We start from the raw sequence: 19,844 nt of genomic DNA, 5'->3' as shown, positions 1-19,844 counted from the left end.
GGTTTAAATGGAGTCACGACATGACATTCATAAATTGTTTATGCAAAAGAAGAATAAGGCAGGACCTCATCATCCATCCTAAAGGGGTAACAGGAACATGATCCCAAGGAGGAATACTCATGCCGAAGCGTTATGATTCCAGTTTGCAAGCGAATACGACCGTATCTCAGGCGCAGAATGCAGTGAACAAACTTCATTTTGCCGTATCTCAGGCCATGTCACATCCAACAGAGCAGACCATTGAACAGGCCGAGCGCCGATTGGCGCATACGGAGCAGGCGATGCTTCAGGCTGAACGTTCGCTTGGAGGACAGGGTGTTGAGCTGGCAGAAGAGATGTTCTCTGAGGAGAAGAGAAGATTGAACTCCATCCAGAGTCAGAACGGGCAAGGGAATCAATAGCTGATCCTGTCACACCAGAACCCGCATGCCATAGAGCCTTGCGGGTTCTTTTTCTCATGCTGCCTTTTCAAGAATCTTCCGGAAATAGGTCGCCTGTACAGGAAGATAAGGAAACGCTTAAATTTCTGTCAGAAGGTTAATAAACCTTGAGCAGCCAAATTCCATACGGGAGGTACAGGATGACCAAACATATTACAGATTGCACGATTCTGAATAATGGGGTAACGATGCCTTGGCTAGGATTTGGAACATATAGAGCAAAGGGTAAGGAAGTGCAGCAAGCAGTTGAGACTGCATTGGAAGTAGGATATCGCAGTATTGATACGGCATCGGTCTACGGGAATGAAGAAGAAGTGGGACAAGCCATAGCAAGCAGTGGAATTGCCCGCAATGAGCTGTTCGTGACAACTAAGCTCTGGAATGAAGATCAGGGTTTTGATTCAACACTCAAAGCATTTGAGGCCAGTCAGAAGGCACTGGGATTGAACGTCATTGATCTATACTTGATTCACTGGCCGGGAAGAGACCAGTACAAGGAGACGTGGAGAGCATTCGAACGTCTATATAGCGAAGGAAGCGTACGGGCGATTGGTGTGAGCAATTTCCAAATCCATCATTTGCGCGAAATTATAGATGAAGGTGGAACGGTACCTGCAGTCAATCAGGTGGAACTGCACCCGGGTCTGATTCAGCAGGAATTGCAGGATTTCTGCGGGGAACAGGGGATTCAGCTGGAAGCCTGGAGCCCCATCATGCGAGGGAAACTGAACAATGAATCCACGTTGAAGGCCCTTGCCCAAAAATATGGAAAGACACCGGCACAGATCATTTTGCGCTGGGATATTCAAAATCAGATTGTGACCATACCGAAGTCCGTTACACCCGAACGGATTCGAGAGAATGCAGACATTTTTGATTTTGAGTTAACGCCGGATGAGCTCAGATCGATTGATGCCTTGGATTCTGATAAGAGAACCGGGCCGCATCCGGATCAACTCTTTTGGGATTGAGTGAGGATATAAGGAATATCTAAATCATGCACCGTGCCATAGACTGAAAGGTCCTCTTCAAGAAGGAGAGGGCCTTTTCTATCTTTCATCATTGCTGCCTAACTTGGATTCGAGAGGGAAGCTGCCTATGTGAGGCTTTTGATAAAGAAAAACGTTTAACGCAGGTAACTGAAGATTCAGTCCTAATAACGAACAAAAATTTCCTATCACAACAATGTCAATTTGGTGTATAATCTAATATTATGTGAACGTCGTCACAAAGTGTTAAAGATTTAGCATCATAGGAGGCATATATACATCATGAGTAATTGGGCTTTATTTAAAAATATGACCCGACTGTATTCCGTAACGGTAATGGTTGTTCCAGTAATACTAGGTACCATCTCTGCCTACGCCATGCAGAAGGAATTTAGTATTCTTTTGTTTTTGCTAACGCTAGTAGGCGCGGTGTCAGCTCATATTTTTTCCAATATGGTAAACGATTTATGGGATTATCGAAACGGAACCGATACCCAAGCAACGGAGACTGAAGGCGCGATTTCGACGCACTCCGGGTTTCTGACTTCGGGAACCATGACCGAGAAGAAATTTGCGGCAATTACCTGGGGATTCCTTGTGCTGGCTGGGGCTTGTGGTCTCATTCTTACGATCGTCAGCGGTTGGCCGATTCTGGCTATTGCGCTGATCGGTGCTTTGATTGCTTATTTCTATGTTGCGCCGCCCATTAAATTCGGCTACCGCGGTAAAGGCTATAGTGAAATTGGGATATTTATTTCCTTCGGTATCCTGCCAGTTTTGGGTGCCTACTATGTACAGACAGGAGAGTTTGCGCTTTCGCCGCTGCTGCTGTCCTTGCCGGTCGGCATGCTGACCACCATGCTGCTATTTAACCATCATTTTCTGCACTGGCGTGCGGATCGTGAAATTGGCAAGAAGACGCTGGTTGTTATGTGGGGGGAAGAGCGGGCGCTTCGTCTATCCAAGCTGATGACAATTCTTGCTTATGTTCTTTTGATCATAAGTGTAGTGTTCCATGCTTTGCCCGTTTATGGTCTTGTCGCGATTATTTCCGTTATTCCAATGTATAAGGTTTATAAGTCACTGGGCAAAGTTAATCCGTCCGAGACGTATCTTCCCCTTATGGGAGCTTCCCAGCAATCATCTGTGCTCTGTGGTCTGATCATGTGCGTAGGGCTGCTGCTCTAAAAGAGGGAGTAAATAGGGTCCGGTTCTGCATTAGGCAGACCGGATTTTTTATACTATATGGATGAATTTTTCGTATGAATTAATCAGGTTTAAGTTGAAAAAAAGCAGCGGTTCAGGGGGAGTGCCCCTGTTCCTGCTGCTTTTGTGTTATTTGGATGGTTTATCGGATTGCGGGACTACGCATCCATCATCAGTGCACACACCGCCGGCATCAGCGTTAGCTGTGCTGGATTCAACCATGGTAAAAGGGGAACGCTCATCCCATGCCTTCTGAATGGCATCCCGGAACACGTCGTCCGGCTGCGCGCCTGATACCGCGAATTTGCGGTCGAATACGAAGAATGGCACGCCGCGAATGCCTAATTGCTCGCCTTCAGCCTGATCTGCACGAACCTGCTCCGCGAATTGATTGCTGGCCAACACCTCGGCAGCTGCGTGGCGATCCAGACCCACTTCCTCGGCCAGTTGAATCAGTACATCCGTGTCACCAGCATGTTTGCCTTCCATGAAAATGGCCTTGAACAAACGCTCGCTGAGTTCAAGCATTTTACCTTGTGTATCTGCCCAGTGGGTCAGGCGGTGTGCGGAGAACGAGTTGGTTGGAATCATCTCATCAATGTTATATTCCAATCCGGCCGTACGAGCATTGGCATTCATTTGAGCATTCATGCCTTTTGCCTGTTCCACGCTCATATTGTATTTGGCAGCCAGATATTCCGCGTTCGTTTTGCCGCTGTTCAGTTCAGCATTAGAATCCAGCTCGAAGCTTTTGAATTGCAGTTTCACTTCGTCACGGTGTGGGAACTGAGCCAATACATTTTCCAAACGGCGTTTGCCAATATAACAGAAAGGACACATAAAGTCGGACCATATTTCAATAATCATTTTTTTAAACCTCCATATAAATGAAACTATTTTAGTTACAATTATAAAGCGACTTTCTGAATAACGCAAGGCAGGTATCGGACCGGTCCCCAAAAAAGAAGTGTTAAACATGCGGTGGGCTGCACGCTTAACACTTTTGTGGTAAATAAAGGTGGAAGTCTGCGATTCGAAAGTGCCTGAATACTTGAATTACGTAAAGAAGCGGAATAATATCACTATTTATCCCGGTATGCCTGGGACCAGTGGTAAGGCTGGATTTCGTCCAGTCTTTTATAAATTAACCTTCCATCCGGGTCATATACAGCGGCTTTGACATCTTCACCCCAGAAAAACAAACGTTCCTGACACACCCCGCAAGGAGTGAGAACTTTGAATTCCGAATGTTCGTCATCTCGTGCCACGCAGATGGAGTGAGTAACTCTCTCGTTTAATTTATGTGCTTCGAGGTAGGCGCCCGTCTCCATGCACAGGTGTGTGGCATCATTGATCACTTCTGGAGCAATGCTGATTAACAGCGAACCCGTTGCGGTATAAACTGCTGCTGCACCACCCCAACCCTGAGGGTAACGATGCTTCACAAAGTTCGCTGCTTCATCATATAATTTTTGTTCAATGGACAAGGGTTCTGATTGAATTGTCATGATTCTATGTTTCTCCTTTTATCAAAAGCTGCTAAACGAAGACATTGGCAGTAGTTTCATCTAGGATGCAGGTTCTGCGCTGTTCTCTTCACGGAATCGCCGGATTAGGTCATACGTTATGACGGTATCGGACACATGCAATCTCTTCGAAGCTTCGTCATGTCCGGAATTGCACGCACTGATGTCTGTCTTGTTGCGGGTGGACAGATCATAACATGAACCGTTCTCGTAAATATAATCGTCTGAAGGGATATAAAATACGGAACCGTCAGTGAATGCACCACTTCGCAATACAACGGTTCGGGATGATCCGTCATAGATGTCGTTCCCCATGTGATAATATTCATCTGGGATGCCGAGCAAATGAAGCGCTGATGGAGTGATATCCAGTTGTCCGGCAGGTTGGTCTACGGTTCCTGCTTCGGCTCCGTCCGGCAGATGCACCAGCAGCGGGACCTCATTCATGATTTGCTCCATATCCAGTTCATTCAGGGACCGTCCAAGGAACTGTTCATACTGCGCTTGTTCTTTGATCGAATTATCGTGATCCCCATAGAACATGAAGATGGTTTTGTCCCATAATCCCCGGTTCTTCAGATCTTCCACCATACTGCCCAGCGCAGAATCCACATAATGAACGGATTGCAGGTAATCACCAAACATCGTGCCCTCGAACTCACCTACATCAAGCTGCTGTTTATCCTGCGGGAGTGCGTAAGGATGATGACTGCTGAGTGTGATGAGGAAGGAATAGAACGGCTCGGTAACCTCGCTGTCCATCTTCTGAACGGATTGCCTTAAAAAAGACTCATCGGACAGGGACCAGCCCAGTGGATCATCCTGTTCAAAATCATTTTTGCTGTAAAATTTGTCGTAGTTCATGTTCTGATACATCGTATAACGGTTCCAAAATCCACTCTCGTACGCATGAAAAACATTGGTGCTGTAACCATTGTCCTTCAGTATTGAAGGCAAAGAATCATACGCGTGGTCTGCGTAACGAACAAAAGCTGATCCAACAGGCAGTGGGTGGAGTGAGATATTGGCTCCAAAATCAGCATCCGATGTTCTGCCCTGACCTGTTTGGTGATAAAAATGACTGTAATATTGGCTTTCCTTCATTAGTTCGTTAAAATGCGGCGTGATTTCCTGACCACCGATACTTTGCCCGATCATGAAATTCATGAAGGCTTCTCCTTGAACGATGATGAGATTACTATCCTTGTACTTGCCAAACAGGGCATTTTCACTAGAAGCGTTATTCTGTCTGTCAGCAAAAAAGGATTTGGCTTGCTCGACATCTGCAGGATCGGCTTCGGGGCCGGAACCGATATGGTCTTTTGCATAGTTGTACAGATCATATCCATGAAAAGCGAGAAGTCCGGTCACGTTGTACATGGAGACGTTCCACCAATTATTGTCGAACAGCCCCTTGGCCCACGTTTTACTGTAAAAATAGATTGGCCCCACCGCAAGACACAGTCCAAGCACCAAGGCAATGCCGCCTGCAGTGAGTCTGCGTATGCCTTTTTTCTTGCCGTGGTCATTGGAGTAATTCCCCAACCCGTTACTGGTTGTAGACAAACGGGATATACGATTACGCCTGCTGAATAGCAGGATGGCCCCATACGGAATGATGGCAAGCCAGTCAGCGAAGAACCACAAGTCACTGGCGTGTATGAGCGTAGCAATGCTGTCGCCCAGAGCGTCAACTTGTCTGGCCTGCATTAACACAGGGATCGTTAGAAAGTCCTGAAAGTATCGATAATAAACCATATCGGCATAGATCAGCGCTGTGAGGAGCAGATTGAGCACGACAAGAGATAATATCATACCCCGTCTAGGCAGCCACCAGGTCCAGAAGGACAGGAGTAGCAAAGAGCCGATCGCAATGACTTTATCCAGAAGACCCATGGTGATGTTATAGGCATGCAGGTTGTGATGAAGCCACATGAGTTTCAGCAGCATCAGCACTAGAAAAATGAGATATAACGTAAGTGGATGATTAAGAAGCCTACGCGGCGTCATGCTGCGTGTAGGCTGTGAGATGACCATCTCGGTTCCCTCCCAGTTGCAGTGTTTTGTTCATCTAATGTTAACGGAGTGTAAAAACAGGGCTCCATTCATTATAGCTCTCCTTCATGGCATTTCAACTATACCCCTAGCGGAAGTGCTTCATGCAGATCGTTGGTTGCATAACCGTACAAAAAAACGCCCCAGCCTTGAAGGCAGGGGCGTTCTGTTTAAATCGTATCATTTTACTGTTTCGGTGATGAATTTCGCGGAGGCAACGGCCCCAAGTACTGGTAGTATTGGGTTTCAATGCGTCCGTTAAACAGTTTGCGGCGTTTGTCCGCTTTACGGCCAAAAGCTTCTTCGAAGGATTTGGTTGAAGTGATGGCGAAAAAGGACCAGGTCGGCATCTCGAGATAACTGCGGCCTAAGGAGCGGATCAGCTTCAAGACGTCCTTCTCTTCGCTCAGGCGTTCACCATATGGCGGATTGGTGATAATTACACCGTACTGCCCTTGAGGTCTGGCACGGTGCGCAGGCAGTACGCTGACTTCAATATCCTTGGCAAAACCGGCACTTTTGATCGCTGCCTGAGCTACCTCGATCGCTTCAGGGTCAATATCACTACCCGAAATCTGCAATGGAACGTCGTCACGAACCGCATCAAATGCCTCCTCACGAGCCTGTTCCCACAGTTCTTTAGGGATGACATCCCAATTCTCGGAGTTGAAGGAGCGGCGCAGTCCTGGTGCGATGTTCCACCCGATCATGGCTGCTTCAATCAGCATGGTGCCTGAACCGCAGCACGGATCATAGAAGGGGCGAGATACGTTCCAACGGCTGAGCTGAATAAGCGCTGCGGCAAGTGTTTCTTTCAGCGGAGCCTCAGTCACCAGTTTACGATAACCCCTTTTGTGAAGTCCTGGTCCGGTCGTGTCGAGCGTAAGCAGGGCGCGGTCATTCAGCAAAATCACTTCAATGACATAACGAGCCCCGTTCTCGGGGAACCATTCGGTGTTATGTGTCAGCTTCAGCTTCTCAACGATTGCTTTTTTCACGATACCTTGCGAGGCAGGGACGCTGCTCAGTTGGGATTTGTGGGAGCGGCCTTCAACAGGGAATTCACCGTTCGCTGGGATCCATTCTTCCCAAGGGAGTGCCTTGGTACCTTCAAACAATTCGTCAAATGTGGTTGCCGGGAATTCACCCATCTTGATAAGGACACGGTCAGAACTTCTCAGCCACAAGTTGCAGCGGCAAATATCAATATAGTCTCCAGTAAATACAACCCGGCCGTTCTCGACCGTAACATCCTCATACCCCAGCTGTTTCAATTCCCGAGCTACAACAGCCTCAAGTCCCATTGCTGAGGTCGCAATTAATTGCAATTGAGCCATGTGTTTCATTTCAACTCCATTTCAAGCGGAAGAGGACGATGCCTTCATCCAGCTGTATAGTAACGGTGCGGCCTTGCCGCATTCCGTGAAAAAACTTACAATGAGAAATGCGGTGAGCGCTATGCTCGCTAAGAAGCAGGTGATACTGTAGTCTAACCGCCTGTGTTGATAACAAACATTCATTATAGAACATTGGCATCCATAAGGAAAGCAGTCCAAGTGTCCAAGGAGGATATACGTGGTGAATCTTACCCCTGACGAATATGTAAATCAATTATTTCAAGAGGATGAGCTGTTATTAAAGGTAAAAGAGGCCATCCGTTCAAACAACATGCCGGAGGTGTCGGTTGCACCGGCTTATGGCCGTTTACTTACGTTTCTCGCCAAGACATCAAAGGCAGAGGCAGTGCTGGAAATTGGCGTATTGGGCGGTTACAGCGGAATTTGCCTTGCTCGCGGTATGAGGGAAGGAGGAACTCTGACGTCGCTGGAGTTGAAAGAAGAATACGCGGCGATGGCCCGTGGGCATCTGGAGGAAGGTGGCTTCGGCGAAAAAGTAGAGTATCGCATTGGCCCGGCGGCAGACAGCCTGAAGCAATTGGAACTGGAGGGTCGCACTTTCGATTTCTTCTTTATTGACGCAGATAAGGAGAATTATCCGGTGTATCTCGATTATGCCATCAAGCTGGCCCGTCCGGGGGCTGTCATTGTAGGCGATAATTGTTTCCTGCGTGGTCGTACGTTGAATCCGGACAAGCAAGGTCCCGCTGTGCTTGCTGTGCGTCGTTTCAATGAGCAGATGGCGAGTGACCCGCGCCTTGTCACCACCATGCTGCCGGATTATGATGGCTTGGCGCTGGCTTGGGTGAAGTAAAAGTAGAAATTTCCTAAAGATCAAACTCCGACGAATCATGATCTCACACTCTTGTGTTTGTGAGGAAATCTTGATTCAGTTCGGAGTTTTTTTAGTTTGAAATATATTGATCGTTAAGAATGAGTTTTTATTGAGGTTTTATATAAATATGAATTCCTTTTTAGCGAAGAAGGTATCAAAACTCCTTTCAGGAAATCTTATGGTAATATTGTATAAAAGGAGTTATGAATTTCTATCTATAGAGGTGTTAATTTGAGACCTTTATTCATTTTTCTTTCTTTGCTTCTGATCTCAGGTTTCGTATTTCATTTTCTTAACATATACACGCCATTTTTAATACTACCAGTTTATATTGTACTTATTGCGGTGTTGGTTTTTTTGATTTGTTATCTTTTTAAGTATTATTTTATTAAATAGAATGTATTTAAAATGAATCAGAGAAAGTAATACACACATTCTGGAAACACAAAAAAAGAGATGAACACATCCCTGATCACAGGGCCCGGGTTCATCTCTTTTTTTGCCATTTTATAAAATAAGGATAACGGTATGAGAGCTACTAAACTTCAGGTGTGCCGTATGTTTCAAACCATTTTTTGATGGTGTCAAAGTCATCACTGAATGACAGGCCGAGCATGAGCAAAATACGTGCCTGTTGAGGGCTGAGGTTGTCCCCGGCAATGACACCGTTGCCGCCGCCATATACGCTTCCTGAACCTGTACGGGTCGTGGTTACGAAGATGACGCCCTCTTCAATTGCTTTCGTACGGGCTTGTCCCATTGCTCTGGAGATGCCGCCTGCTCCGGTACCGGAGGTTACGATTCCTTTAGCTCCGCCGCGTACGAAACCTTCGATCGCTTCCCCGCCAGCTTCTTGATAGGAGATGGCAATTTCAACTTTCGCCAGATCGGCCTTCGTAATCTTGCTCAGATCGAATGCCGGCTTAGCTGTGCCTTCAGGCTTCAGTGCACGTGCCGGAGCACGGTAGATTCGGATATTCTCTTCATCGATGTAACCAACAGCACCGAGCATTGGCGTCTCAAATGTATCCGTACGATAGTCATTTGTTTTGGTTACACCACGTGCAAGTTGGATCGTATCGTTCAGCATCAATACCGTTCCGAACGAGGTAGTGCGTCCGCTGCCCGCAAGTTTGATGGCATTGTACAGGTTCGCTTGGGCATCTGAACCGATAACGGTCCATGGTCGCATGGAGCCGGTAATGACCACAGGCTTATCGCTCTGCACCGTCATGTCAAGGAAATAAGCGATCTCCTCCATGGTATCCGTACCTGTCGTAACCACGACACTGTCATACTGCGCAAGTGCCTTGTCTACAGTAAGGGATAGATCGTATAGATCTGCCATTGTATATGAACCCGAACCTGAGTTGCCGAATTGAAGTGTGCTAACATCTGCTATCTTCTGTTTGTCGGGTAGCGCATCAACCATTTCTTCAATGGGGAGTGTGCCTGCCTTGTAATTTTGGAAGCTGGTCGCATCCTCGGATTGACCTGCAATCGTTCCGCCTGTTCCAATGACAAGTACATTAGGTAATGCAGATTGTTTGGAAGATTGAGGCAAGGCCGGAATGGACGTATTCCGTGCTGGAGTTGTAGGTGAAGTGGACTGTACCGCACTTGTTGTTCCGCTTACTTCAACAGTAGCTGCTTGAGCGGCATAGGTTCCGACCGGGGACAAAGAGATGGTCAGAGCGGTTAAAGCAGCAGTACTCCATACAGCCCAGGGACGAAGATTTGAATGTTTACTCATAATTAGCACTCTCCTTCAGGTTAGTAACATGTGATGTTTGTTCAGAAGATTATGTAAATGAATTGAGATGATTGTATTTGATGTTAATTAATATGACAATAGTAGAAAAACGGAGATTATAAGACTATATCGATAGATATTCAGAGTAAAACTATTATTTATAAGGTTAAATGAATAAATATAAACCGCCAAAAGTAGAATTGAAAGGAGAGATATAGCTCAGTAGGGATTTGCATGTTATTTAAGATGACATTCGAAACGACGTATAAGACTTTTATCCTGATTGAAAAAAGAGGTTCGTGGGATTTAAATGGCATTCCCTAGGAGAAGAGGCTCAATTATTGCCAAATATTTGTATGAGTATACAGTAAAGTCTATAATATATGGTGTTTCTTATATGTAAATAAATATATATTAGCGATTGGAGGAATGACGATGAACCGAGCACCCAGAAAGTATGCCAATTATATTCCGATCCGGGAACTGGAAGCAGTAGAGCAGCAGCTATCTCCCTTCCAGGTGTACGCCGAACTTCGTGAGAATACTCCAGTCCGATACGATGAGCACCGTGAATGCTGGGATATCTTTCGTTATGAAGATGTGCAGTACGTACTGAAAAATCCCAAGTTGTTTTCTTCCGCACGTGATCGTGCAAACACCAGTATGCTTACAACGGATCCGCCCAAACACAAGCAGTTAAGGGACTTGGTGAATCAGGCATTCACACCGAGGGCCATAGAATCGCTTGCTCCGCGCATTCAGGAGATTGCCGATGAATTAATCACTCCCCGGTTGTCCCAAGGTCAAATGAACCTGGTCGATGATCTGGCGACTCCGCTGCCTGTTATCGTCATTGCGGAACTTCTGGGAGTCCCTGCAAAAGACCGGCAGAAGTTTAAAGTATGGTCGGACGCCTTGGTTAAGGGGGCGCGCGATGACAGTGATGAAGCTTTCCAGGAGCTTATGGAAGAGAAAAAACGAAATCAACAGGAACTGGCCATCTACTTTACAGCCATTATGGAAGAACGCAGGCAGCAACCGCAGGATGATTTAATCTCTTTGCTGCTGGCAGCAGAGATTGAAGGGAAGAAGCTGAGCGAGGAGGAACTGGTTGGTTTTTGCATCTTGCTGCTTGCAGCAGGTAATGAAACGACGACCAATCTGATTACCAATGCAGTTCGCATTCTTGCAGAACAACCCGAGCTGCAGCAGCGGCTGCGTGAACATCCTGAGCACGTTGCATCAACTGTTGAGGAGACGCTGCGTTACTACCCGCCGATTGTTGCGATTGGACGCGTAGCCAAAGAAACGGTTGAATTGAATGGGCAGACCATTCAAGAGGGGACTCAGGTTATTTCTTGGGTAGGTTCAGCCAATCGGGATAGCGAAGTCTTTGGCGATGCAGAACAATTTGTCGAGGATCGCAAACCCAACCGGCACATGGGTTTTGGATTTGGCATTCACTTTTGCCTTGGAGCCCCTCTAGCCCGTCTGGAGGCGAGGGTTGTACTCCACACCATGCTGCAGCAGATGCAGAATATCAAGCTGGTTCCGGGAACGACACTGCAGCCGATCCAGAGTGCTTTCGTATTTGGTGTGAAGGAGTACCCTATCCAATTTGAAAGCCTTAAGCAGTCTTAACAAAGTGATAACGAAAAAAGCCGCATTCTTTGTCCCTAGGGCAATGAATGCGGCTTTTGTGATGCGTTCCAAGTGAACGGTTGTCCTGCTCAGGATTCCCTGACGAGAGCAGGCTTTTTGTATAGTTTGAATCGGACCCATACCATATTGATTAACAGCAGCCCACCGGAGACAATGAACAATCCCTCAATGCCGATGAATCCTGCCATAAAACCTCCGATTACGGCTCCGAGCATATTCCCGAGAGCGAGCGTACTCGTATTGAAACTGAATGCACGGCTGATCATACCATCTGGCGTATAGTTTCGTATCAGGGCGTTGACGCTAGGCAGCAAACCACCCATGAACACACCCATGGCGAAACGCACCAAAATGAGCTGCCATACCGATTGTACGAAGGCTTGTGGTATTAGCAGCAGTCCCGTTCCTATAAGAGAGAAGGTCAGTACCTTATGTGCGCCAATACGATCACTGAGCTTGCCGAGAATTGGAGACATGGCCATGTTGGATAGTCCGGTGACAGCACCGACAAGACCGGCCCAGAATGCCACGTTTACATCCGATGCATGCAGCTTCTGTACATACAGCGGCAAGAGTGACATGGGACTAATCATCGCAAACTGCAGCAGGAACGTAACAGCAAACAATGCGGGAAGCTGTGGGGACTTGTTCAATTCCTTCAGCCCGGACAATACGGATTGTTCAGGTAGTTTGGCTGCTTCCTTGCGGTCGAATTTTTCTCGAACAAGGAACATGGCCAGCAATGATGCAGCGAAGATCAGGCCGCCTGTAATGTAGAATATGGGCCGGAAGCCTACGGCATCCGCAAGCAATCCGCCGATCAGCGGACCGAGAATCGTTCCGGCTACCTGTCCCGACTGACTTATACCCATGGCGAAACCCATGCGATCCTTGGGCGTTGTTCCCGAGATCAGGGCAACGGCTGCCGGATTAAAACCGGAGATGGTACCGTTGAGCAAACGCAACAAGAGGAGTTGCCACGGATTTTGAGCAAATCCCATGAGCGCGATTACAATCGCCATCCCGAATCCGGAGCGCAGCAGCATAATTTTACGTCCATACTTATCGGACAGTTTGCCCCACAAGGGCTGGAACAAAAATGAAGTGAGGAAATTGGCAGCAAATATAAATCCCGCCCATATGCCAATCTCGTGCTCACCGACAACGCCTAAATCCTTGGCAAGGTATAGGGATAAAAAAGGCGTAATCATGGTCATGCCCGAATTGACCAAGAACTGTCCAAACCAAAGCACAATGAGGTTTACTTTCCAAGTTTTCAAAGTGCTTTCACTTCCTTTCTGTAATTCGTGGAAAAAACACCATTCTTTCATTATACCATAATTGGCATATGGATGATTCGATGTAAGGAATGTCATAGTATTGTCATCGGAACAGAACGGCACGTGGTTGTTACAGCTCTTCAAAAAGGGCATAATGAGAGTTATGAGTCCAAAAACTATTGGAGGCTTCTTACATGAGCTATAATGATCGTTTGATTCGAGCCAGCTTCAAGCAGCAAGTAGACCGTGTTCCTGTATGGTACATGCGTCAGGCTGGGCGTTATGATCCTGAATATCGTAAAATTAAAGAAAAGTACTCTTTGCTCGAAATTTGCCGCAGGCCAGAGCTAGCAGCTGAAGTTACACTCATGCCGGTACGTAAACTCGGTGTGGATGCGGCTATTTTGTACTCCGATATTATGAATCCGGTTGCGTCTTTGGGCATTGATTTTGATATTGTAAAAAATATTGGTCCCGTTATTGATAACCCTATACGTTCGGCGGCAGATGTGGACCGTCTGCGTCCGATTGATGTCGAAGGGGACCTGTCGCATATTTTGGAAACCATTCGGATTCTGGACAAGGAATTGGATGTTCCCCTTATCACATTTGCGGGCGCACCGTTTACCATTGCCAGTTATCTGATCGAGGGTCGTCCTTCAAAGGGATATATTCGCACCAAAACCATGATGTACAGCGAGCCTGAAGTATGGCATAAGCTCATGCAAAAACTAGGCGATATGGTAATTACATATGTCCGTGCACACATTGCTAATGGAGGCAAGGCTTTTCAGCTATTCGACAGCTGGGTTGGAGCCCTTTCTCCAAATGATTTCAAAACGTATGTGTTGCCGACGATTACCCGTATCTTTACCGAATTATCGGATTTGAATGTACCGAAAATCTATTTCCCTGGTGTGGCCTCCGGTGAACTGCTTCCGACTCTGACGGATCTGCAAGCCAATGTGATCGGTCTGGACTGGAGAGTTTCCATCACAGAAGGCCGCAAGAGACTGGGTGGCAAATTTGCTGTACAAGGCAATCTGGATCCCTATGTGCTGACAGCACCGATGGACTTGATTAAGCAGCAGGCAAAAGTCATTCTTGATGAAGGTATCAAGGAGCCAGGTTATATTTTCAATCTGGGACATGGCTTGTTCCCGGAAGCTTCTCTTGAAAAATTGAGAGAACTTACGGCATATATTCATGAATATTCTGCAGAAGTTTTGAAGACGGGGGTGACGGTTAGCAATGACTAATACCGTAGGTGTACTGGTGATGTCTTATGGCACACCTGAAAATATGGAAAGTATTGAAGCGTACTACACACATATTCGTAGAGGACGGCCGCCTGAGCCGGAACAACTGAAGGAACTGACGGACCGGTATGAGGCTATCGTAGGGGGTGTTTTCCCGCTGCGTGAAAATACGGATAATCAGGTTAAGGCCCTGCAGGAGACGCTGAGCCAAGATGAGCGTACGAACGGAGTGGAGTTCCGTTGTTATCAAGGGCTGAAGCACGCTCATCCATTTATTGAAGATGGTGTGGAACAGATGGCGAAGGACGGAATTCAGAAAGCAGTCGGTATTGTACTTGCTCCTCACTATTCCACAATGAGTGTAGGCAGCTACATCAAGCGTGCTCGTGAAAAAGCAGAGGAACTGGGAATTCAAATGACATTTGTTGAGAGCTACCACCTGCATCCTAAGCTGATCCAGGCTCTCTCTTCCCGTGTCAGTGCCAAGCTGGATGAATTCGAAGAGGCTGGTGCGAAGCGCGGTGATGTACGAGTCCTGTTCAGTGCACACAGCTTGCCTGAGCGGATCGTAAGTCTGGGTGATCCTTATCCGCAGCAATTGCTCGAAACCTCCGAAGTCATTGCTTCACGTGAAGGTATTAGCAACTGGCAATTTACATGGCAAAGTGCTGGACGTACGGCTGAACCGTGGCTTGGTCCGGATATTTTGGACACACTTCAGGAACTGTCCCGCGAACAAGTTGAGGATGTGCTGGTCGCACCCATTGGGTTCGTCTCTGATCACCTTGAAGTACTCTATGATCTGGATATTGAGGCCAAAGCGATTGCCAAGGAGATCGACATGCGCTTAATGCGGATTGATTCGCTCAACAGTGATCCTCTCTATATGGAGACGTTAAGTGACGTCATCATTAGCCAGTGGCAGCAAGGGTCGGATGTGTAATGGAAGACCAGAAACGTCGTGTTGTTGTCGTTGGCGGAGGCCTGACAGGCCTCAGCGCGGCATTTTATATTCGCAAGCATTACCGGGAAGCCGGGATTGAACCGCAAATTACACTGATTGAGAAAAGTTCGTCCATGGGTGGAATGATTGAGACGCTGCACCGGGATGGATTTGTCATTGAAAAAGGACCCGATTCATTCCTGGCCCGCAAAACGGCCATGATTGATCTCGCCAAGGAATTGGAAATTGATCATGAACTGGTAAGCCAAAATCCGGAATCCAAAAAAACGTATATTATGCAGCGGGGTAAGCTTCACCCAATGCCTGCTGGACTTGTGCTGGGAATACCAACAGAGTTGAAGCCATTTCTGAGAAGTGGCCTGGTTTCTCCGGCAGGCAAGCTGCGCGCGTTGATGGATTTCTTTATTCCACCGCGCCGTACAGCGGAAGATGAATCCCTCGGTTACATGATCGAACGGCGTCTCGGTCCGGAGGTACTTGAAAACCTGACCGAGCCTCTGCTTGCCGGTATTTATGCCGGGGATATGCGTCGTCTGAGTCTTCAGGCGACATTTCCGCAATTCGGTGAAGTGGAACGGGATTATGGTAGTCTGATCCGCGGCATGATGACAGGTCGTAAACCTGCGGAGACACATACGGGAACGAAGAAAAGCGCGTTCCTGAATTTTCGCCAAGGACTTCAGAGTCTTGTTCACGCCTTGGTTCACGATATGCAGGATGTGGACCAACGCCTGAATACGTCTGTTCTATCATTGGATGTTCAGCAAGGTGGTCAAACGAGGTACAGTGTGCAGCTCAATAACGGGGAACGTATTGAAGCGGATGACGTGATTGTTACAGTCCCGACGTATGTGGCATCCGAACTGCTCAAACCGCATGTGGACACCTCTGCGCTGGATGCAATTAATTACGTATCTGTAGCCAATGTGGTCCTTGCTTTTGAGAAAAAGGATATTGAACATGTATTTGATGGTTCAGGCTTCCTCGTTCCACGCAAGGAAGGGCGGAATATTACAGCCTGTACCTGGACATCGACCAAATGGCTGCACACCAGTCCAGATGACAAAGTGCTGCTGCGTTGTTATGTCGGCCGCTCGGGAGACGAGCAAAATGTTGAACTTCCCGATGATGCACTGACAGCTCTGGTGCTCAAGGATCTGCGGGAAACCATGGGTGTAGAGGCCGTTCCGATCTTCTCGGAGATTACCCGCCTACGCAAATCCATGCCGCAGTATCCCGTAGGTCATCTTCAGCATATTGCCGCACTGCGTGAGGAACTTGGCAGTAAGCTGCCGGGTGTTTACATTGCAGGTGCTGGTTATGAAGGAGTAGGTTTGCCGGACTGTATCAAACAGGCAAAAGAAATGTCGCTTCAGGCAGTTCAAAAGCTGGCTGTGCACTAATGCAATCAATATAAGGCTGCCTCTCTCGCGGAATGAATTCATTCTGCAGGAGAGGCAGCTTTTTTCATGCAGGATATTTATTTACAAGTGAATTGAATGATGGAAATCCAAGATATGCCTGATATAATGATAAAGGATTGCTGTAGAAGAAGAGGAGCTGCCTATGTATCCCCCAAGATCAAATCGAAGTAATCAAAAGAAAAAAGAAAAACGTGCACGCAGACGTATTATCTGGATGATCAATCTGTTTCTGATTGCTGCAATCGGAGGGGTAGGCATATATTACGCAGTAGAGGTGCAGAAGCAGCAAGCGGAGCCGGCGACAAATGAAGCTGCAGTAAAAGAGCAACAACCTGCGGATCAGGAGGATGCCAAAGGTGGTGTTGAGTTGAATTCGCCTGAAGCGGAGTCAGATGCAGATTCGGATGCAGAACAAGATTCTATGGAAGCAACCAGTCCGGAGTCAGAAACTGCTGAAGATGAGAGCGTTTCAGCCGGCGGTGAAACAACGGAGTCAGGCAGTAAGGAGTCTCTTAAAGGGTCCGAAGAAGGACAAAAAGGGACGGGAACAGCCAAACCATCAAATCCGAAGGACAATGAAAGTTCCGGAGTCCAAACAACGGTTCCGCAGCCTACAGGATCAGGGAAGAACGTAACCATTAATTTTGTTGGTGATATTCAGTTCTCTGGCAAGGTGGCCGAATTGCTGGATAAGAATGGCTACGATTACCCTTATGCCAAGCTTGGCAGCCTGTTCAAGAATGATGATCTGACCGTAGGCAACCTGGAGACACCCGTCACCCTGGGCGGATCAGCGGCTGAGAACAAAACATATGTTTACAAATCTTCGCCAAAAGCATTGGCAGCGATGGCTGCTGCCGGATTTGACGCAGTAAATCTGGCCAACAATCACATTTTGGACCAGGGTGTTGAAGGGCTCGTCGACACGCTAACCTACCTTCAGGAGTATGGTATTGCGCATACTGGGGCCGGTATGAACAGGAACGAGGCTTATGCGCCTGCCTATCTGGAACGGAAAGGCATCAAGATCGCACTGCTTGGCTTCAGCCGGGTTGTGCCGGAATCGACCTGGAAAGCGGAAGGGAATCGGGCTGGTGTTGCAGAAACCTATGATTCTACAGGGGCGGTAAACGCGATTCAAGAAGCTCGTCAGAAGGCGGATCTTGTAATCGTGGTAGCACATTGGGGAGAAGAGCGAGTCAGTACACCCAATGATGATCAGACCAGGCTGGCACATGAATTTGTGGATGCTGGGGCTGATCTCGTCATTGGTGGGCATCCTCACGTGCTTCAAGGAGTAGAGTATTATAAGGGCAAGTGGATCGCATATAGCACAGGCAATTTTATTTTTTCGAAATCAACGACGGAAGAAACCTGGAAAACAGCTGTTTTTCAGGCAGAATGCAGCGCAGAAGCGAAGTGCAGCATGAAGGTTATTCCATATGAGGCGGGGCTTGGTCAGGCCATACCAATGTTAGGTGAAGCCAATAAGCTGTTATTGGAGCAGATGACCAAGCTCTCACCAGGCATTCGGTTTGATGCGAATGGAGTAGCCTCAACAAGCTGATACAAGAATGAATACGTCTAAGGAGTGGAAATACATGAGTAACCTATGTGTAGCACACCGTGGATTTTCTTCCACCGCACCTGAGAATACGATGGCAGCTTTTCAGCTGGCCATGGAGCAGCCTTATGTAACCTGGATCGAACTGGACGTGCAATTGTCCCGCGACGGCGTGCCTGTAGTCATCCATGACTTTTCGTTCAACCGGACGACGAATGGAGAAGGGCTTGTACGGGGAACCAATTGGTCTGATATTCAGAAGCTGGATGCAGGGAGCTGGAAGTCCAAGGCATATGCGGGGGAACGCGTACCGGCTCTGAGCGAAGTGTTGGACAGCTGCAAGGGCAAAGTACGTCTGAACATTGAGCTGAAAACACAGGGAGACATGTATCCGGGGTTGCCAGCAGCCGTTATTGAGGAAGTACGAAAAAGAAATATGCAAGACGAAGTCGTTTTCACTTCCTTTGAACCTGCTGCGCTGACTGAATCCAAAAAACTTGCGCCCGAAATCACTACAGGTCTCATCATTGATGCACGTCCAGGAGATCTATTAGCCAGACTTCGTCAGCTGCAATGTGGGTTCCTATCGATCGGTTATACGAATGTGGACAAATCACTGATGCGGGAAATGAAGAATTATGGCATTCAGGTGATGGCCTGGACTATAGATGACAAGATCATCATGAAGCGCCTCGCTGCGATTGATCCTGAGCTCATGTTGTGTACAAATCGTCCGGACGCTTGGTATCAGGCATTGCAAAAGTCGAGCAACCGGGCATAAATATTAGGGTTCATATTTGCTAATTAATCCAATAAAGGTGGTCGTATTCCGATGCTCTCAACGATTCGTAACGTATACTGTGTAGGACGCAATTATAAACTTCATGCGGAAGAGCTGGGTAACGCAGTTCCGGATGAACCGATGATCTTCATGAAGCCTTCGCATGCGGTTGTACCATTGAACGGAGAGGCGATTGAATTGCCTGCTTCCCGTGGCGAAGTTCACTATGAAGCTGAACTGGTCGTTCAAATCGGCCGGAGTTATGAACCAGGGGTTGCTGTAGAGGATTTGATCGAATCGTATGCATTTGGTATCGATTTTACGCTGCGCGATGTGCAGTCGGTTATCAAGAAGAAGGGACACCCGTGGACTGCGGCCAAAGGATTCAAAAATTCCGCACCTGTAAGTGGTTTTCAGGCTTTTTCCGGTACGGAAGCTTTGCTTGAAAAAGACTTTACGCTAACCCAAAATGGTGTTGAAGTGCAGCGAGGCAACATTGGCAACATGATTTTTGACCTTCAACACATTGTTGATTATGTAGGACATCACTATGGTCTTGGCGCAGGCGATATCATCTTCACCGGGACACCGGAGGGTGTGGGACCAACCGTAGAGGGAGATGTGCTTGAACTCGCCTGGGATGGTCAATCCGTTGGGAAATGTACCATTGCAGCAGCGAAATAATTCTGTAAGTTTCGTATGAATTATA

The 19,844-nt window shown here is 47.4% G+C and carries 17 protein-coding genes; 11 read left to right on the top strand and 6 right to left on the bottom strand.

Going from position 1 to position 19,844, the window contains the following annotated elements; genetic code table 11:
- Window positions 1–119: 119 nt before the first annotated feature.
- The 3 genes from CHH60_RS09190 (at window position 120) to CHH60_RS09180 (ending at window position 2,617) form a co-directional block, all read left to right on the top strand.
- Entirely contained in the window at window positions 120–401 is a 282-nt protein-coding gene (locus CHH60_RS09190) for a hypothetical protein (RefSeq protein WP_095358951.1), read from the top strand.
- 179 nt (window positions 402–580) lie between these two features.
- On the top strand, window positions 581–1,411 hold the full coding sequence (locus CHH60_RS09185) for an aldo/keto reductase (protein ID WP_095358950.1): 831 nt from the start codon (window positions 581–583) through the stop codon (window positions 1,409–1,411).
- A gap of 300 nt (window positions 1,412–1,711) precedes the next feature.
- On the top strand, window positions 1,712–2,617 hold the full coding sequence (locus tag CHH60_RS09180) for a prenyltransferase (protein ID WP_095358949.1): 906 nt from the start codon (window positions 1,712–1,714) through the stop codon (window positions 2,615–2,617).
- A gap of 147 nt (window positions 2,618–2,764) precedes the next feature.
- On the opposite strand, the gene CHH60_RS09175 is transcribed toward CHH60_RS09180, so the two are convergent.
- The 4 genes from CHH60_RS09175 to CHH60_RS09160 form a co-directional block, all read right to left on the bottom strand.
- Window positions 2,765–3,502, bottom strand: coding sequence for a DsbA family oxidoreductase (locus CHH60_RS09175; RefSeq protein WP_095358948.1), 738 nt, complete (start codon window positions 3,500–3,502; stop codon window positions 2,765–2,767).
- A gap of 215 nt (window positions 3,503–3,717) precedes the next feature.
- Window positions 3,718–4,122 (bottom strand): cytidine deaminase, encoded by a 405-nt coding sequence (locus CHH60_RS09170; protein WP_095359223.1) that lies wholly within the window; start codon window positions 4,120–4,122, stop codon window positions 3,718–3,720.
- Between the two features lie 81 nt (window positions 4,123–4,203).
- Window positions 4,204–6,198 (bottom strand): LTA synthase family protein, encoded by a 1,995-nt coding sequence (locus tag CHH60_RS09165; protein WP_095358947.1) that lies wholly within the window; start codon window positions 6,196–6,198, stop codon window positions 4,204–4,206.
- 203 nt (window positions 6,199–6,401) lie between these two features.
- Window positions 6,402–7,553, bottom strand: a complete 1,152-nt coding sequence (locus tag CHH60_RS09160; RefSeq protein WP_095358946.1) for a THUMP domain-containing class I SAM-dependent RNA methyltransferase — start codon at window positions 7,551–7,553, stop codon at window positions 6,402–6,404.
- Between the two features lie 241 nt (window positions 7,554–7,794).
- Between CHH60_RS09160 and CHH60_RS09155 the strand changes: the two genes are divergently transcribed.
- Window positions 7,795–8,427: an O-methyltransferase gene (locus CHH60_RS09155; RefSeq protein WP_095359222.1), complete on the top strand. Its 633-nt coding sequence runs from the start codon at window positions 7,795–7,797 to the stop codon at window positions 8,425–8,427.
- 559 nt (window positions 8,428–8,986) lie between these two features.
- Here CHH60_RS09155 and CHH60_RS09150 read toward each other — a convergent pair.
- Window positions 8,987–10,201, bottom strand: a complete 1,215-nt coding sequence (locus CHH60_RS09150) for an asparaginase (RefSeq protein WP_095358945.1) — start codon at window positions 10,199–10,201, stop codon at window positions 8,987–8,989.
- A gap of 435 nt (window positions 10,202–10,636) precedes the next feature.
- Here CHH60_RS09150 and CHH60_RS09145 point away from each other — a divergent pair, with 435 nt between their 5' ends.
- Window positions 10,637–11,842: a cytochrome P450 gene (locus CHH60_RS09145; protein WP_095358944.1), complete on the top strand. Its 1,206-nt coding sequence runs from the start codon at window positions 10,637–10,639 to the stop codon at window positions 11,840–11,842.
- Between the two features lie 89 nt (window positions 11,843–11,931).
- Here the strand turns inward: CHH60_RS09145 and CHH60_RS09140 are convergent, their stop codons facing one another.
- Window positions 11,932–13,143 (bottom strand): MFS transporter, encoded by a 1,212-nt coding sequence (locus tag CHH60_RS09140; RefSeq protein ID WP_095358943.1) that lies wholly within the window; start codon window positions 13,141–13,143, stop codon window positions 11,932–11,934.
- Window positions 13,144–13,337: 194 nt separating this feature from the next.
- Between CHH60_RS09140 and hemE the strand changes: the two genes are divergently transcribed.
- The 6 genes from hemE to CHH60_RS09110 all read left to right on the top strand — a co-directional run bounded on the left by hemE (window position 13,338) and on the right by CHH60_RS09110 (window position 19,819).
- Complete coding sequence (hemE, locus tag CHH60_RS09135) at window positions 13,338–14,402, top strand: uroporphyrinogen decarboxylase (protein WP_095358942.1); 1,065 nt, start codon at window positions 13,338–13,340, stop codon at window positions 14,400–14,402.
- Window positions 14,395–15,345: a ferrochelatase gene (gene hemH / locus CHH60_RS09130; protein WP_095358941.1), complete on the top strand. Its 951-nt coding sequence runs from the start codon at window positions 14,395–14,397 to the stop codon at window positions 15,343–15,345. Before hemE ends, hemH begins: the two co-directional genes overlap by 8 nt.
- Window positions 15,345–16,769 carry a protoporphyrinogen oxidase gene (gene hemY, locus CHH60_RS09125; RefSeq protein ID WP_095358940.1) on the top strand — a complete coding sequence of 475 codons (1,425 nt, stop codon included), beginning with the start codon at window positions 15,345–15,347 and terminating at the stop codon, window positions 16,767–16,769. The genes hemH and hemY overlap by 1 nt, the downstream gene beginning before the upstream one ends.
- A gap of 163 nt (window positions 16,770–16,932) precedes the next feature.
- Complete coding sequence (locus CHH60_RS09120) at window positions 16,933–18,357, top strand: CapA family protein (protein ID WP_095358939.1); 1,425 nt, start codon at window positions 16,933–16,935, stop codon at window positions 18,355–18,357.
- Window positions 18,358–18,391: 34 nt separating this feature from the next.
- Entirely contained in the window at window positions 18,392–19,135 is a 744-nt protein-coding gene (locus tag CHH60_RS09115) for a glycerophosphodiester phosphodiesterase (RefSeq protein WP_095358938.1), read from the top strand.
- A 51-nt stretch (window positions 19,136–19,186) separates the two neighbouring features.
- A complete protein-coding gene (locus CHH60_RS09110) occupies window positions 19,187–19,819 on the top strand; it encodes a fumarylacetoacetate hydrolase family protein (protein WP_095358937.1) in 633 nt (210 codons plus the stop codon).
- The last annotated feature ends 25 nt before the right edge of the window (window positions 19,820–19,844 follow it).

Source organism: Paenibacillus sp. 7523-1, from assembly GCF_002276415.1.
In the GTDB taxonomy this organism is placed as follows: domain Bacteria; phylum Bacillota; class Bacilli; order Paenibacillales; family Paenibacillaceae; genus Paenibacillus; species Paenibacillus illinoisensis_A.
The sequence above is the reverse complement of the archived record's forward strand: the minus strand, read 5'-3'. Positions and strand labels throughout refer to the sequence as shown.